This window comes from Nonomuraea sp. NPDC050733 (assembly GCF_040654215.1).
Classification (GTDB): domain Bacteria; phylum Actinomycetota; class Actinomycetes; order Streptosporangiales; family Streptosporangiaceae; genus Nonomuraea.
Genome location: NZ_JBFAHO010000006.1, coordinates 179,274 through 193,356 on the forward strand (window position 1 = coordinate 179,274; position 14,083 = coordinate 193,356).

Sequence of the window (14,083 nt, forward strand, 5' to 3'; positions counted from 1 at the left end):
CGGGTGTTCTGTCGGCTCAGGCTGTACGGCAGCGGCGAAGGCTTTCGCCGGTGGCCGAGCCCTCGGCGGTGAGCAGCTCCGCCGGCGTGCCGGTGAACACGATCTCCCCGCCGTGCTTGCCGCCGTCGGGACCGAGGTCGATCACCCAGTCGGCCTGCCGGACGACGTCGAGGTTGTGCTCGATGACGATGACCGTGTTGCCCTGATCCACCAGTTTGTTCATCAAGCCGACAACGGTTTCCACATCCGACATGTGCAGCCCGGTGGTCGGTTCGTCGAGTACGTAGACGCAGCCGGAACGGTGCAATCGGCCGGCGAGCTTCAGCCGTTGCCGTTCACCGCCGGACAGCGTGCTCAGCGGCTGGCCGAGAGTGAGGTAGTCGAGTCCCACCTCGACGAGGCCGGCCAGCCTGCCGTTGATCTCGCTCTCGGTGAAGAACGCGACGGCGTCTTCGGCGGACAGTTCGAGCACGTCCGCGATGGACTTGCCGCGCAACAGGTGCGCCAGCACATCCTCCTTGAACCTGCGGCCGTCACATGAGTCGCAGGGCGTCCGCACCGGGTCCATGTACGCCAGCTCGGTGACGAGCTCACCCCGGCCGTTGCACTCGTCGCAGGCGCCTGCGGAGTTGAAACTGAACAGGCTCGCCGACGCGCCGCTCGCCCTGGCGAACAGCTTACGGATCGGGTCCATCACCTCGAGGTAGCCGGCCGGGGTGGAGCGTGACGACGCTCTGATGGCCGACTGGTCGACGAAGACCGCCTCCGGGTAGGTGCTCATGAACACCTTGGCGACCAGTGAGCTCTTGCCTGACCCCGCGACACCGGTGACGGCCGTGAGCACTCCGGTCGGGAAGCTGACTGACACGTTCTTGAGATTGTGCAGGTTCGCGCCCTCGATCGGTAGTTTTCCGGTCGGCCGGCGGACGACGTCCTTGACGGAGCCGGTGCGCCGCAGGCCGGCACCGGTGAGCGTGTCGGCCCTCGTCAGCTGTTCGTACGTCCCCTGGAAGACGATCTCGCCGCCATGGACGCCGGCCCGTGGGCCGACGTCGACGACATGGTCGGCGATCTCGATGACGTCCGGGTCGTGCTCGACGACGAGTACCGTGTTGCCCTTGTCCCGCAGTTCCCGCAGCAGGTCGTTGAGCCTGCCCACGTCACGCGGGTGCAGACCGGTGCTCGGCTCGTCGAAGATGAGGGTCATCCCGATCAGGCTGCTGCCGAGGTGGCGCACCATCTTCAGCCGCTGCGCCTCGCCACCGGAGAGCGACATGGTCGCGCGGTCCAGGGAGAGGTAGCCCAGGCCGATCGCGTCGATGCGCTCGAGTGCGGTGCGGACGCCGTCGGCGATCGGCTTCGCCACCGGGTCGTCGACGGCGTCGAGGCGCTTGATCAGTTCGCTGATCTCCATGCGGGACCAGTCCGCGATGGTATGGCCACCGATCGTCGTTGCGAGTGCGGTCGGATTCAGTCGAGTTCCCTCGCAGGCGGCGCAGTCGCCGAGGGTGATGAACCGCTCGACGTTGGCGCGGCCGCGTTCGCTCAGCGAGCTCAGGTCCCGCTTGAGGTTGGTCCGGGCGAAACGGTCCACGATGCCTTCGTACGTGAGCGTCATCGTGCTGTTCGCCGTGCTCACTGTCACCTTGCCGCCGCTGCCGTGCAGCAGCATGTGCCACTCGGCATCGCTGTAGTCGCACAGTGGTTTCGATGTGTCGAAGTGGCCGGAGTTGGCGTATTGCTGCCAGTCCATGCTTCCGACCTTGTGGGTGGGCAACCGGATCGCTCCGTCGTCGAGTGACTTCGTCCGGTCGAGCATCCGTTCCACATCGACGTGTCGCTCCTGGCCGAGGCCGTCGCAGCCGGGACACATGCCCTGCGGGTCGTTGAAGGAGTACACGGCGGGCGGGTTGTACGGCCTGCCATGGCGGGAGAACAGTACGCGGATCATCGAGTAGACGTCGGTCATCGTGCCCACGGTCGAGCGGGCGTTGCCGCCGACCGGCTTCTGGTCGACGATGACCGGCGCCGTGAGGTTCTCGATGGCGTCCGCGTGCGGCCGCCGGTATTTCGGTAGCTGGTTCCGGATGAACCAGCTGAAGGTGCCGTTCAGCTGGCGCTGCGCTTCGACGGCCAGGGTGTCGAAGACGATGGAGGACTTGCCCGAGCCGGAGACCCCGGTGAATACAGTGATCTTGTTCTTCGGTATGCGCAGTGACACGTCCTTGAGGTTGTGCTCACGCGCTCCCACGATGCGGATGTCGTCACGGCCGGCGTCGCCGGTCGCCGGAACAGTCATGAAGTCTTCCTGCGTCATGGCAGGCGACGCTAGGAGCGTTCGCGGTCAGCAACTGTCCGCGATCGGTGCCAAGGTCGTGCAGCGGCCGGCCTCCGCACCATGCGCCACGAATGCGCTGACACCGTCGTAAGCGCTCGGAAGGCATCAGAGCGGTCACCTGCCGCCGGCTGCCCTCCGGGTCCGCCGGATGGTGACCCGCCGACTCCCCTGGGGACGTTATGACAATCCTTACCCGCCGAAGCCTCAACCGGGCGACGTTGGAACGGCAGTTGCTCCTGGACAGGACGGACATGCCCGCGCTCGACGTGATCGATCGCCTCGTCGGCCTGCAGGCCCAGGATCCCGACCCGCCGTACATCGGGCTGTGGACCCGGATCGCGGCCTTCCGCCTCGATGATCTGACCCGGCTGCTGCACCAGCGGAAGGTGGTACGCGCCACGCTGTTCCGGGGTACCCAGCACCTGGTCACCGCCGAGGACTACCTGTGGCTTCGGCCGCTGTTGCAGCCGATGCTGGATCGCTGGCAGAAGGCGGCATTCGGCAGGTTCACCGCTGGACTGGACCTCACCGAACTGGCCGCCGCGGCGCGGACGGCCCTCCACCAGGACACACTGACCAGACCCGAGCTCGGCAGGGCACTGACTGAACGGTGGCCCGGACGCGACCCCGTCGCGCTGGCCCGGTCGGCGCAGGGTCTGCTGCCGGTGGTGCACCCGCCGCCGGACGGCACCTGGGGACGGCGAGGCACGACTCCCTTCACCCTCGCCGACCGGTGGCTCGGCCGGCCGCTGGCCGACGCCCCCTCACCACACGAACTGATCCTGCGCTACCTCGCATCCTTCGGTCCGGCCACGGTAAAGGACATCCAGGCATGGAGCGGACTGACCCGGCTGCGTGAAGTGGTCGAACCACTCCGGCCCCAGTTGCGCGTCTTCCGGAACGAGGCCGGAGGGGAGCTGCTCGACCTCCCGGACGCGCCACGGCCCGACCCGGACGTGCCGGCGCCCGTCCGTTTCCTGGCCGCTCTCGACAACGTGGTGCTCGGCCACGCCGATCGGACCCGGATCATGACCGACGAACAGCGCAGGCACACCATCGTCGAGGCGGCGATGACCGTGGACGGCTTCGTGCACGGGCTCTGGACCATCAAGCGGCACAAAAGCACGGCGACGTTGGCCGTCAGGCTCTTCGATCCCCTGCCCAGGGGTGACGAGGCCGCTGTGATCGAGGAAGGTGCCCGCCTCTTGCGCTTCGCGGCGGCGGAAGCCGACAACCATGACATCCGGTTCCACCCCGTCGACGACACCCCCGACTTTCGGTGAATCACTCCCGTTCAGCCGGTGACGGTCCGCCAGGACTGCTCCTCGACCAGCTCGCGGCTGCGCCAGCCGTCCGGGGTGCGGCACATGCGGTGGTGATACCAGCCGCCGCCCCGCAGCAGCCCGGGGGTGCCTGCCGCGACCATCTCCCGCGACGGGGCAAGGGTGTCGGTGAACGCGGCGCTCACCGCGGCCTCGTCCCGTCCTTCCATGTCGGTCCCGTCGAAGCTGATGGTGACGGAGCCGATCAGGTGCAGCCGGCCGGGCCACCCGGACAGCACCTCGGCCAGCCAGGCCGTGACCTCGGCGCGGGTGCCCCGGATGCCGCCCGCGGAGCGGTAGTCGATGACGGCGTCGGGGGTGAAGACGTCGTCGAGGAGGTTCCACTGGCCGGAGTCGACGGCGCGGGCGTAGCGGCCCAGCAGGTCGATGATCTCCAGCCGGTCGGTGATCTGGCGGAGGCCCATCCCTGGATTTAACCAAACGCTTGGTAGGCAAGCCAGGGGATTCAGATCGGCCGGCAAGCGCGACCCGCCTCGCGGGGCTGCTGGAAAGCGGCTGCGCTCACGATGCACCGGGTCGAGCCCGCCGGCCGTCGCGGTGGACGTGACGGCACCGTCCCGTTGATCGTGAGGCGAGTCGTCGTCAGGATGGCGAGCCAGGCCATGGGTGTGAGCCGGCGGGGCCGTGCGTGGTTGGTCAGCCCTGTGTGAAGGCGAGCGGCACGCCGCTGGCGTCCTCGGCGGCGACGTAGAACCCGTCAGGGGTGGTGTGCGTCGTGATGGCGTTGGTCTCGATGAGCTTGCGGGCGACGGCGAGGTCGATCACGGCGATGGTGTGAGCGGCCAGCAGGGGCACGGCGGGCGGCGTGTGTCCGGGCAGCAGCTCGTCGAGCGCGGACTGCGGAACGATCTCCACGCGGCCGTGCCGCAGCGGCACCACTCGCTTGGCGCCGTCGATCCACACGTCGGCGTCGAGCATCCGGGCGTAGCGTTCCTCGTGGGCGTCCAGGTCGCCGTCGGGCACGACCATGAGCACGCTGTGCAGCCCGGTGGCGCCGTTGGGGTGGGTGAGGAAGCGCGGCTGGTGGACGTACTCGGGAGTGTGATGCTGGGTGGCCTGGAGTGCGCCCTCCGGGGTGTGCTCCGCGTCGATGCGGACGCTGTCGGCGCGGACGGTGCGCGGTCCTTCCGGGGTGGACACCTCTCGCTCCAGCGCGCGCACACCGGTCGAGGCCAGCCCGGCGGCGTGCAGCCGGTCGGCGGCGGCCTGCACGTCACGGGAGCCGAGGGTCATCAGCAGGCCGGGGTAGGTTGCGCGCAACTGGTGGACGCCCCATGGGTCGGGGGCGGTGGGGTCGACGACGCCGAGCAGTTCGATGAACGAGTGGCCGAAGTAGGCGCACCGGTTGGCGGTGCAGGTGGGCAGGAGCGGGCCGCCGGGGCGTTCGGCGAGCATATGGGGCGAGGTCGGGCTGAGCGTGAAGCCGAGCGCCTCGAAGCGGGCTGAGGCCGCGGCGAGGTCGGTGGTGATGAGCACCGTGTGGTCGATGTAGTCGATGTCCGGGGTTCTGGGCGAAGCGTTCACTCGTGGTCCTTCGGTGTCGTGGTGTGTGCGGGTGGTCCGCGGCCTACACGGCCGCGGCGCCGGCGGCGGCGATGAACAGCACCTGCAGGGCGGTGCGCACCGGCAGCGGGGTCACCGGCTTCCCGGCCAGGGTGAGGTCGCGGCGGGCGGCCGAGACGTTGGCCGGGAACATGGCGACCATGAGCAGGGCGAGCCCGATCGCGGCGAACGGCGCCAGGACCGGGATCAGCAGCCCGGCGGCGCCGGCCAGTTCCAGCACTCCGGTGATGGTGACCAGCAGCGCCGGATGCGGGAACACCTCAGGGATCATCGCGACGAAGTCACGGCGCCACAAGGGCAGGAAATGCGGCACGCCGGTCGTGACGAACATCAGGGCGAGAGCGCCCCGCAACGCCTGCTGCCAGTCGTCCAGGACGTCGATGCCGACGAGGCCGAGCAGCCGCAGGACGACGAACCCACCGATCAGGGCGATGAACGGAACCATCCCGTCCCTCCAATCTTGTCATCGTAAAGACTGGAGGGGACTCGCTATCTTGTCAACGTAAAGATAAGGTTGGTCTGACCCTGTCGATCACAGAGAGCGCGGAGGTGAGGCAGATCAAGCAGACCGCCTACCACCACGGCAACCTGCGGCGCGCCATCATCGACGCCGCTCTCGCGGCCATCACCGAATTCGGTCCCGCAGGATGGAGCCTGCGCGAGCTGGCCAGGCGCGCGGGCGTCTCGCACGCCGCCCCCGCCCACCACTTCGGCGACAAGACGGGACTCCTGACGGCCGTGGCCGCCGAGGGGTTCGAGGTGTTCGCCGACACCCTGGAACGAGCGGCCGAGGACGTCCTCGACGTAGGAGTCGCCTATGTCCGCTTCGCCACCGGCCATCGGCCCTACTTCGAGGTGATGTTCCGGCCGGAGCTGTATCGCGTGGACGACCCCAGCCTGAAAGCGGCGCGTGAGCGCGCGGCTCATGTGCTCGTCGTCAGCGCCGGCCGGCTGTCACCGAGCCCGGCGCAGGACCGCCTGACCACCATCGCCGCCTGGTCGCTGGCACACGGCTTCGCCAGCCTGTGGTTGAGTGGCGCCCTGCCCGAGACCGCCCGCGACGATCCCGAGGCCCTGGCCCGCTCGGTGATCCAGCTCTTCATCGGCATGGCACGTTGACCGACGAAACCGCGATACTTGCATCGAGATGAGGGTGTATGAAAGCTGTCACGCGTCTGGTGGTCACTGTCGACGTCGACCATCAGGCGGCTGACACCGTCTCGGTGTCGGCGCTTCTCGAGGCGGAGCTGGCCGACGGAAGCCGGGTGCCGCTGCTGACTGACCGAGGTTGGGGCTCGTCGCAAGGGTGGGCCGCGGCGTCGGCAGCAGACATCCGAGAGACGGCCCGGACGGTGGTCGGGCCCGATGAGCCATGCGGCGGCCGCTCCCGGGAAGACATGGAAGCAGACCATTGGGCCTCGCTCCAGCAGATCGCCCAGCGGCAGGGAGTCATGGTCGAGGCGTCCGCGCTCAGGCGGCTCCCGCTCGACGTCGTGCTCAGCCGGCGGGTGCTCGCGCGCATCGCGGGCGAGCCGGCCGCGGGCTCCTCCGGCTGAGCCTTCCGCCCCCGGGTCACCGGCCCGCCGGGCGCGCGACTGTGCGCTACGAGCGGGCCACCGCGATGATCATCACGAGGCCGAGCACCGCCAGGGCGAGGTTGGCGAACAGCGGCTGGGCGGCCAGGAGGTCCACCCGGGGCACGATCACCCGGTTGAAGAAGTTCAGGAACAGGCCCATGAACGGCTGGACGGCCAGCTCGTCGATGGCGCCGCTGACGCCCTGGAGCAGCAGGATCAGACCGGTCACCTGGATGGCTTTGCGCATGATCGGACACTATGACCCGGTCCTCTGCCGGCGGATCGGTCATCGGGATGGGGCTGGGCGACTTTCGTAGGGGGTGCCCTCCCGGGGGAAACGGGCAGGGGGGAGTCGTGAGAGTGGTGGTCCTTTCCGACACGCACGCGCCCCGTCGCTGGCGTTCGTGCCCGCCCCGGGTGGCCGGGCACCTGCGCGGCGCCGACGTGATCCTGCACGCCGGAGACGTGTGCGTCGCCTCCGTGCTCGACGAGCTGGCGGCGTACGCGCCCGTCCACGTCGTCAAGGGCAACAACGACGGCCCGGACGTGACCGCGCCCGAGACGCTGGAGCTGACCCTGGACGGCCTGCGGGTCGGCATGATCCACGACAGCGGACCGGCCAAGGGCCGCCTGCCCAGGCTGCGCCGCCGCTTCCCCGGCGCGGACCTGGTGGTCTTCGGCCACTCCCACATCCCGATGGACGAGGCGGGCGACGGCCTGCGCATCTTCAACCCCGGCTCGCCGACGGACCGCCGCCGCCAGCCCCACGGCACGGTCGGCCTGCTGACGATCGAACACGGCGCCCTCCAGGAGGCCCGGATCGTCCCGGTCAGCTAGATAGTCACTGATGTTGACTATAAATTTTGGGGCCGCTGCTCAAGCCCGACGTCCTGGCCGAGTTCGCCCGCCCGCACTCCAGCGGGGCCGATCTGGTCACGGAGGAGCAGGACCACTTCCTGCTCGGCTTCGAGGCGCAGGCCCGGCGCTACCCGTTCCTGGGGGCAGGGAGCAGGGGGGCAGGGAGCAGGGGAGGGGTCAGGCTGGGTTGACGCGGGTGGACTCGCGCAGGACGAGGCTGCACGGCACCGTGAGCACCCCGCGCGCCCGCGGCGCGCCGCCGATCGCCTCCAGCAGGTGCTCCGCCGCGATCCGGCCGATCTCGCCCAGGTTCATGTCCACGGTGGTCAACGGCGGGCGGCTGCCCTCCACCATGGGCTCCCAGTTGTCGAAGCCCACCACCGCCACGTCGTCCGGGATGCGCAGCCCCCGCTCCCGCAACGTCTCCGACACCCCCCGCGCGATCTGGTCGCTCCCGCAGAAGATCGCCTCCACGCCCGGGTGCGCCCGCAGCAGGATGTCGGCCCCCTGCCGCCCCCACTCCTCGGTCCACTCGCCGAACAGCGGCTCGCCCGCGGGCCGGGCGCCCGCCTCGGCCAGCGCCCCCGTCATGCCCTCCGCCCGCCGCCGGGCCGCCTCGAACCGCTCCGGGCCCGTCACGTGGCCGATCCGGGTGCGGCCGGTGGCGAGCAGGTGGCGGGCCGCGAGCGCCCCTCCGCCCCGGTCGTCGGGAATGACCGAGAAGTCGTCGTCGCCGGAGGACTGGGTCATCGCGTAGACCACCGGCACCGGCAGGTCCGCGCCGATGCTGGGCCGCGGCTCGGTGCGCCGGCCGGTGACGATGATGCCCTCCACCCGCCGCGCCAGCAGCCGCTCCACGTAGTGCTGCTCGCGGATCGGGTCGTCACGCGTGTCGCACATGAACACGGAGATCTGCCCCGCGCCGAGCGCGTCCTCCGCGCCCAGCATGACGGGGATGCTGAACCGGCCGAAGCTGTCGCCGGTCACCAGGCCGACCGTGTAGGTGCGGCCGGCCAGCAGGCCCTGCGCGAGCGGGTTCGGGCGGAACCCGAGGCGCTCCGCCGCGGCGCTCACCCGGGCCCGGGTCTCCTCGCGCAGCTTGCCGCGGCCGTTGAGCGCCTTGGAGGCCGTGCCGATGGAGACGCCGGCGGCCGCGGCGACCTCGCGGATGGTGACGACATGAGCCTGTTCAGAGGACAAACCTTTTCCTTTCCAGTCACTCTCACTATAAGACTCTTGACGCTGACCTCGCGCTGGATCTACGTTCACCTGAGGAAAACCTATTCCTTATTTTCCTTCGAGGCGAGCGACGGGCTCGAAGGCGCGTGAAGGAGCTCCATGGTCAACCCCCCTCAGGTCTGTGGCCCGGCCGTGCCCACCCAGGGTGCCAAGGCGGTGCGGCGCCCGCTGGGAGTCCGTGACGTCGACATCACCGGCGGGCCGCTGGGCCGCTGGCAGCGGATCAATCGCGAGGCCAGCATCCCGCTCGGCCTGGAGCAGATGGAGCGCGCGGGCAGCGTGCCGAACCTGCGCCTGGCGGCGGGCGAGGCGGAAGGCGCCTACCAGGGGTACCGGTTCCAGGACTCCGACCTGTACAAACAGCTCGAAGCGGTGGCCTGGGAGCAGGCCCGCCGGCCCGGGTCCGGCTACCTGGAGTTCGTCGCCGAGTCGGCGGCCCTGCTCGGCCGGGCGCAGCGGGCCGACGGCTACCTCAACTCCCACTACCAGGTGGTCAAGCCCGACAAGATCTACGCCGAGCTGGAGTACAGCCACGAGATGTACTGCGCCGGCCACCTGTTCCAGGCCGCGGTGGCCGGGGCGCGGGCGGGCGCCGACGAGCGGCTGACGGCGGTGGCGCGCAGGCTGGCCGACCACCTGGTCGAGGTGTTCCTCAAGGGCGGCGACGACGGCATCGACGGCCACGCCGAGGTCGAGACCGCCCTGGTGGAGCTCTACCGGGTCACCGGCGAGCGCTCCTACCTCGACCTCGCGGGCAAGCTCATCGACAACCGCGGCAAGGGCCTGATCAAGGACAGCGGCATGGGCCCGCTGTACGCCCAGGACCACCTGCCGGTCAGGGAGGCCGGCACCCCGGTCGGCCACGCCGTGCGCCAGCTCTACCTGGAGGCCGGCGTCGTCGACGTCTACCTGGAGACCGGCGACGAGTCGCTGCTGGAGTGCTCGGTCCGCCGCTGGGAGGACATGGTCGCCACCAAGATGTACCTGACCGGCGGCGTCGGCTCCCGCCACGACGGCGAGGCGTTCGGCGAGCGCTACGAGCTGCCGCCGGACCGCGCCTACAACGAGAGCTGCGCGGCCATCGCCAGCATCCACTGGAACTGGCGGCTGCTGCTGGCCACCGGCCACGGCCGCTACGCCGACCTCATCGAGCGCGTCCTCCACAACGCCTTCGCCGCCTCCACCTCGGCCGACGGCCTGCGCTTCTTCTACGTCAACCCGCTCCAGCGCCGCGACGACACCGTCGAGGACGCCTATCTGGGGCGGCGGCGCGAGTGGTTCGCCTGCGCCTGCTGCCCGCCCAACATCATGCGGACGGTCTCCTCGCTCGGCCACTACATCGCCACGACGGCCGAGCGGGCGCTGCACGTCCACCAGTACGCGCCGGGCGCGATCCGCTCGGGCGACCTGGACCTCGCCGTCGCCACCGGCTACCCCTGGGACGGCAAGGTGGTCTTCACCGTGGAGCGGGCCCCGGCCGGCCCGTGGTCGCTGGCGCTGCGCGTCCCCGCCTGGAGCGCCGGCGCCGCCACCGTCACCGTCGGCGGCGAGACCGTGCCGGCCGAGCCGGACGAGCGCGGCTACGCCGTCCTCACCCGCGAGTGGCGGCTCGGCGACACGGTCGAGCTCGACCTCGACCTGACGCCCCGCCTCACCTACCCCAACCGGCGGATCGACGCCGTGCGTGGCACGGCGGCCGTCGAGCGCGGCCCGCTCGTCTACTGCTTCGAGCAGATCGACCAGCAGGCCGACGTGGACGACCTCGCGCTCGACCCGCGGGCCGAGCTGCGCGTGATCGACAAGGAGGACGTGCCGGGCCTCGGCCGGACCGTCCTCATCGAGGCCGGCGCGTACGCGGCCGACCCGCCCACCCTTGCCTACACCGGTACACCCCCCACGAGCACGCCCCCCACTCGTGTCACCGCCACCGCCGTCCCCTACTACCAGTGGGACAACCGCGGCGCGGGCGCGATGCGGGTCTGGCTGCCCCTCGCGTAAGGAACCACCAATGAATCGACGTGATCTGTTCAGGATCGGCGGGCTGGCCGCGCTCGGCGCCGCGGCGGCGGCCTGCGGGGGCGGCGGCGCCGGCGGCTCGAAGGGGAGCACCCAGCTCCAGTTCATGTACTGGGGGTCCACCTTCGAGAAGACGGCCGTGGAGAAGATGCTCCGGCAGTACGAGCAGAAGAACGCGGGCGTCGACGTCAAGGCGCTGTTCACACCCGACGAGTACGACGTCAAGCTCAACACCCTGGTCGCCAGCGGCCGGGTGCCCGACGTCGGCTACGTGCCCATGGGCATGTCGTTCCGGCTGGCCGAGCAGGGCACGCTGGTCAACCTGTTCCCGTACCTGAAGAAGTACCCGCAGCTCGCCGGCTGCCTGCCCGACGCCTACCTGTGGTACGGCCAGGACAAGCTGCACGGGCTGGCCACCGCCAACGAGGTCATGCTGCTCTGGTACGCCAAGGACGCCCTGACCGAGGCCGGCGTCGCGCCGCCGCCCGCCGACGCGGCCTCGGCCTGGTCGTGGGACCAGCTCGTCCAGAACGCCTACAAGCTGACGGTCGACCAGAACGGCAAGCACCCCGACGAGTCCGGGTTCGACCCCAAGCAGATCCGGCAGTTCGGCATCTCCAGCAGCATCACCTACGGCGCCGCCTGGTACGGCTTCCTGCGCAGCAACGGCGCCGACTTCGCCGACGAGGCCGGCAAGCGCTGCCTGCTGGACACGCCCGAGGCGATCAAGGTGTTCCAGAACCTCCAGGACCTCATCTACAAGCACCGGGTCATGCCCGGCCCCGGTCAGCTCGCCGCCACCGGCGACGACGTGCCCGGCACGAACGTGCTGCTCAAGACCAAGCGGGTGGCCATGGTCGTCGACGGCCACTGGTCGCTGCTCGACATGAACCAGAGCAAGGTGAACTTCGGGATCGGCGTGCTGCCCAAGTACGGCGAGCCGTTCACCACGACCCAGGTGGCGGGCGCGTCGGCGGTCTTCGCCGGCAGCAAGCACGTGGAGGAGGCGGTCGAGCTGTTCGCCTTCCACAACGACCCTCGCTACGTGGACCTGTTCCAGCAGGGCCTGTGGATGCCGCAGGAGAAGAAGTACTACGAGGACGCGGCGTCCGTGGACTCCTGGACGAAGAACGCGGCTCACCCGCCCGAGTTCCGCACGGCGGTCGTCGACTACACCCGCGAGCACGGGGTCCCCGACATGCGCAACCGGATCAAGAACATGTCGTCCATCTCCAGCGACGTGCTGACGCCGGCGCTGCAGGAGATCGAGTCGGGCAAGCGCCCCGCCGCGGACGTGCTCAAGGAGGCCGCCCCGAAGATCACCGCGATGCTGCAGGGCTGGCACCACACCCAGGAGCTCTAGATGCGCAGGTTCGAGGCGCGCTGGGGCGTCCTCATGGCGCTGCCCGCGATCCTCGGGTTCGTCATCTTCACGGTCGGCCCGATGATCGCGTCGTTCTTCTTCAGCCTGACCGACTGGCAGGTCGGTGGCACGCCCACGTACGTGGGGCTGGACAACTACACGGCCCTCGCCGACGACCCGCTGTTCTGGAAGTCGCTCGGCGCCACCACCTACTACACGCTCGGCGCGGTGCCGCTCACGCTGATCGTCAGCTTCGCGGTCGCCATGCTGCTCAACCAGAAGGCCCGCGGCCTGCCGCTGTGGCGGACGATCTTCTACCTGCCGACGCTGGTCCCGGCCATCGCCAACGTGGTGCTCTGGATCTGGATCTTCAACCCGGACTTCGGGCTGCTCAACTCGCTGCTGCGTGAGGCCGGCCTGCCGACCTCGCAGTGGGTCTACAGCGAGGAGATGGCCGTCCCGTCGCTGATCATCATGAGCACGTGGGGCTTCGGCAACACCATGGTGATCTTCCTGGCGGGGCTCCAGGGCGTGCCGCGCCACCTGTACGAGGCCGTGTCGATCGACGGCGGCGGGCCGTGGCGGCGCTTCTGGCACGTGACGCTGCCCATGATGACCCCGACCATCTTCTACAACCTGGTGGTCGGCGTCGTCGGCACCTTCCAGGTGTTCACCCAGGCGTACGTGATGACCGAGGGCGGACCCAACCAGGCCACGCTCTTCTACGTCTACTACATCTTCCGCAAGGCCTTCACCGAGAGCGAGATGGGCTACGCCAGCGCCCTCGCCTGGGTGCTGTTCATGATCATCATGGTGGTGACGTTCCTCATGTTCCGCAACGCCCGGCGCTGGGTCTACTACGAGATGGCGGGCGCCCGATGACCGCGCTCGCGGCGCCGGAGAAGACCCGGCCGCGGGGCGTCGCGCCGACCGCCGGGCTGCGCCGGCCGCGCCGGTACGGCAGGGCGCTGCTGTACGTGGCGCTGACCCTCGGCGCGATCCCGACGCTCCTGCCGTTCGTGTGGCTGGTGCGCAGCGCGCTCATGACCGACGCCCAGATGTTCGTCGCCCCGCCGGAGTGGATCCCGCGCCCGTTCCAGTGGTCCAACTTCGGCGAGGCGCTCACCGCCCAGCCGTTCGGCCTCTACCTGCTCAACACCGTGATCATCGCCGTCGTCTGCGTGATCGGCACGGTGTTCACCTGCTCGGTGGCCGCCTTCAGCTTCGCCCGGCTGCGCTGGAAGGGGCGCAACGCCGTCTTCGCGCTGCTGCTCACCGGCGTGATGCTGCCGTACGCCGTGACGATCATCCCGACGTTCGTCATGTGGCAGGAGCTGGGGGCGATCGACACGTTCGTCCCGCTCACCGTGCCGGCCTGGTTCGCCGGGGCGGGGGGCGGCGTGTTCAACGTGTTCCTGCTGCGGCAGTTCTTCCTGACGATCCCGTTCGAGCTGGACGAGGCCGCCTACATCGACGGCGCCTCGCCGTGGCGGGTCTACTGGACGATCGTCATGCCGCTGTCCAAGCCGGCCATCGTGGTCGTCACGATCTTCACCTTCATCGGCACCTGGAACGACTTCCTGGGGCCGCTGCTCTACCTGCAGGACGAGGAGAAGTACACGCTCTCGCTCGGGCTGGCCTCGTTCCAGAGCGTGTTCATCACGCAGTGGGGCTACCTCATGGCCGCCTCGGCGGCCGTCATCGCCCCGATCATCGCGCTCTTCTTCTTCCTGCAGCGCTACTTCATCGAAGGAGTCACGCTCACCGGCATCAAGAACTGAGAAGA

General features: G+C 69.6%; 15 protein-coding genes. 9 read left to right on the forward strand and 6 right to left on the reverse strand.

Annotation, left to right across the window (positions count from 1 at the left end; genetic code table 11):
- Positions 1–16: 16 nt before the first annotated feature.
- The gene (locus AB0H64_RS14300) at positions 17–2,317 is read right to left on the reverse strand and encodes an excinuclease ABC subunit UvrA (RefSeq protein WP_357623796.1); all 2,301 of its coding nucleotides are present in this window, start codon (positions 2,315–2,317) and stop codon (positions 17–19) included.
- Between the two features lie 200 nt (positions 2,318–2,517).
- Here AB0H64_RS14300 and AB0H64_RS14305 point away from each other — a divergent pair, with 200 nt between their 5' ends.
- Positions 2,518–3,621: a winged helix DNA-binding domain-containing protein gene (locus tag AB0H64_RS14305; protein ID WP_357623798.1), complete on the forward strand. Its 1,104-nt coding sequence runs from the start codon at positions 2,518–2,520 to the stop codon at positions 3,619–3,621.
- A gap of 11 nt (positions 3,622–3,632) precedes the next feature.
- On the opposite strand, the gene AB0H64_RS14310 is transcribed toward AB0H64_RS14305, so the two are convergent.
- The 3 genes from AB0H64_RS14310 to AB0H64_RS14320 form a co-directional block, all read right to left on the reverse strand.
- Positions 3,633–4,085: a nuclear transport factor 2 family protein gene (locus AB0H64_RS14310; RefSeq protein ID WP_357623800.1), complete on the reverse strand. Its 453-nt coding sequence runs from the start codon at positions 4,083–4,085 to the stop codon at positions 3,633–3,635.
- 232 nt (positions 4,086–4,317) lie between these two features.
- A complete protein-coding gene (locus AB0H64_RS14315; RefSeq protein ID WP_357623801.1) occupies positions 4,318–5,205 on the reverse strand; it encodes a VOC family protein in 888 nt (295 codons plus the stop codon).
- 43 nt (positions 5,206–5,248) lie between these two features.
- Positions 5,249–5,689, reverse strand: coding sequence for a DoxX family protein (locus AB0H64_RS14320; protein WP_357623803.1), 441 nt, complete (start codon positions 5,687–5,689; stop codon positions 5,249–5,251).
- Between the two features lie 104 nt (positions 5,690–5,793).
- Between AB0H64_RS14320 and AB0H64_RS14325 the strand changes: the two genes are divergently transcribed.
- Positions 5,794–6,363 (forward strand): WHG domain-containing protein, encoded by a 570-nt coding sequence (locus tag AB0H64_RS14325; protein ID WP_357623805.1) that lies wholly within the window; start codon positions 5,794–5,796, stop codon positions 6,361–6,363.
- Positions 6,364–6,401: 38 nt separating this feature from the next.
- Positions 6,402–6,800 carry a hypothetical protein gene (locus tag AB0H64_RS14330; protein ID WP_357623807.1) on the forward strand — a complete coding sequence of 133 codons (399 nt, stop codon included), beginning with the start codon at positions 6,402–6,404 and terminating at the stop codon, positions 6,798–6,800.
- Positions 6,801–6,846: 46 nt separating this feature from the next.
- Here the strand turns inward: AB0H64_RS14330 and AB0H64_RS14335 are convergent, their stop codons facing one another.
- A complete protein-coding gene (locus AB0H64_RS14335) occupies positions 6,847–7,068 on the reverse strand; it encodes a hypothetical protein (RefSeq protein WP_357623809.1) in 222 nt (73 codons plus the stop codon).
- A 107-nt stretch (positions 7,069–7,175) separates the two neighbouring features.
- Between AB0H64_RS14335 and AB0H64_RS14340 the strand changes: the two genes are divergently transcribed.
- Positions 7,176–7,658 carry a metallophosphoesterase family protein gene (locus AB0H64_RS14340; protein WP_357623810.1) on the forward strand — a complete coding sequence of 161 codons (483 nt, stop codon included), beginning with the start codon at positions 7,176–7,178 and terminating at the stop codon, positions 7,656–7,658.
- Positions 7,659–7,684: 26 nt separating this feature from the next.
- Entirely contained in the window at positions 7,685–7,870 is a 186-nt protein-coding gene (locus AB0H64_RS14345) for a hypothetical protein (protein ID WP_357623812.1), read from the forward strand.
- On the opposite strand, the gene AB0H64_RS14350 is transcribed toward AB0H64_RS14345, so the two are convergent.
- Positions 7,857–8,879: a LacI family DNA-binding transcriptional regulator gene (locus tag AB0H64_RS14350; RefSeq protein WP_357623814.1), complete on the reverse strand. Its 1,023-nt coding sequence runs from the start codon at positions 8,877–8,879 to the stop codon at positions 7,857–7,859. The two genes, AB0H64_RS14345 and AB0H64_RS14350, sit on opposite strands and share 14 nt — an antisense overlap.
- 138 nt (positions 8,880–9,017) lie before the next feature.
- On the opposite strand from AB0H64_RS14350, the gene AB0H64_RS14355 reads away from it, so the two are divergent.
- From AB0H64_RS14355 to AB0H64_RS14370, 4 genes are read left to right on the forward strand one after another with little or no spacing between them, the layout of a single operon-like run.
- On the forward strand, positions 9,018–10,916 hold the full coding sequence (locus AB0H64_RS14355) for a beta-L-arabinofuranosidase domain-containing protein (RefSeq protein ID WP_357623815.1): 1,899 nt from the start codon (positions 9,018–9,020) through the stop codon (positions 10,914–10,916).
- Between the two features lie 10 nt (positions 10,917–10,926).
- Entirely contained in the window at positions 10,927–12,297 is a 1,371-nt protein-coding gene (locus tag AB0H64_RS14360; RefSeq protein ID WP_357623817.1) for an extracellular solute-binding protein, read from the forward strand.
- On the forward strand, positions 12,298–13,179 hold the full coding sequence (locus AB0H64_RS14365; RefSeq protein ID WP_357623818.1) for a sugar ABC transporter permease: 882 nt from the start codon (positions 12,298–12,300) through the stop codon (positions 13,177–13,179).
- Positions 13,176–14,078, forward strand: coding sequence for a carbohydrate ABC transporter permease (locus AB0H64_RS14370; RefSeq protein ID WP_357623820.1), 903 nt, complete (start codon positions 13,176–13,178; stop codon positions 14,076–14,078). Before AB0H64_RS14365 ends, AB0H64_RS14370 begins: the two co-directional genes overlap by 4 nt.
- The last annotated feature ends 5 nt before the right edge of the window (positions 14,079–14,083 follow it).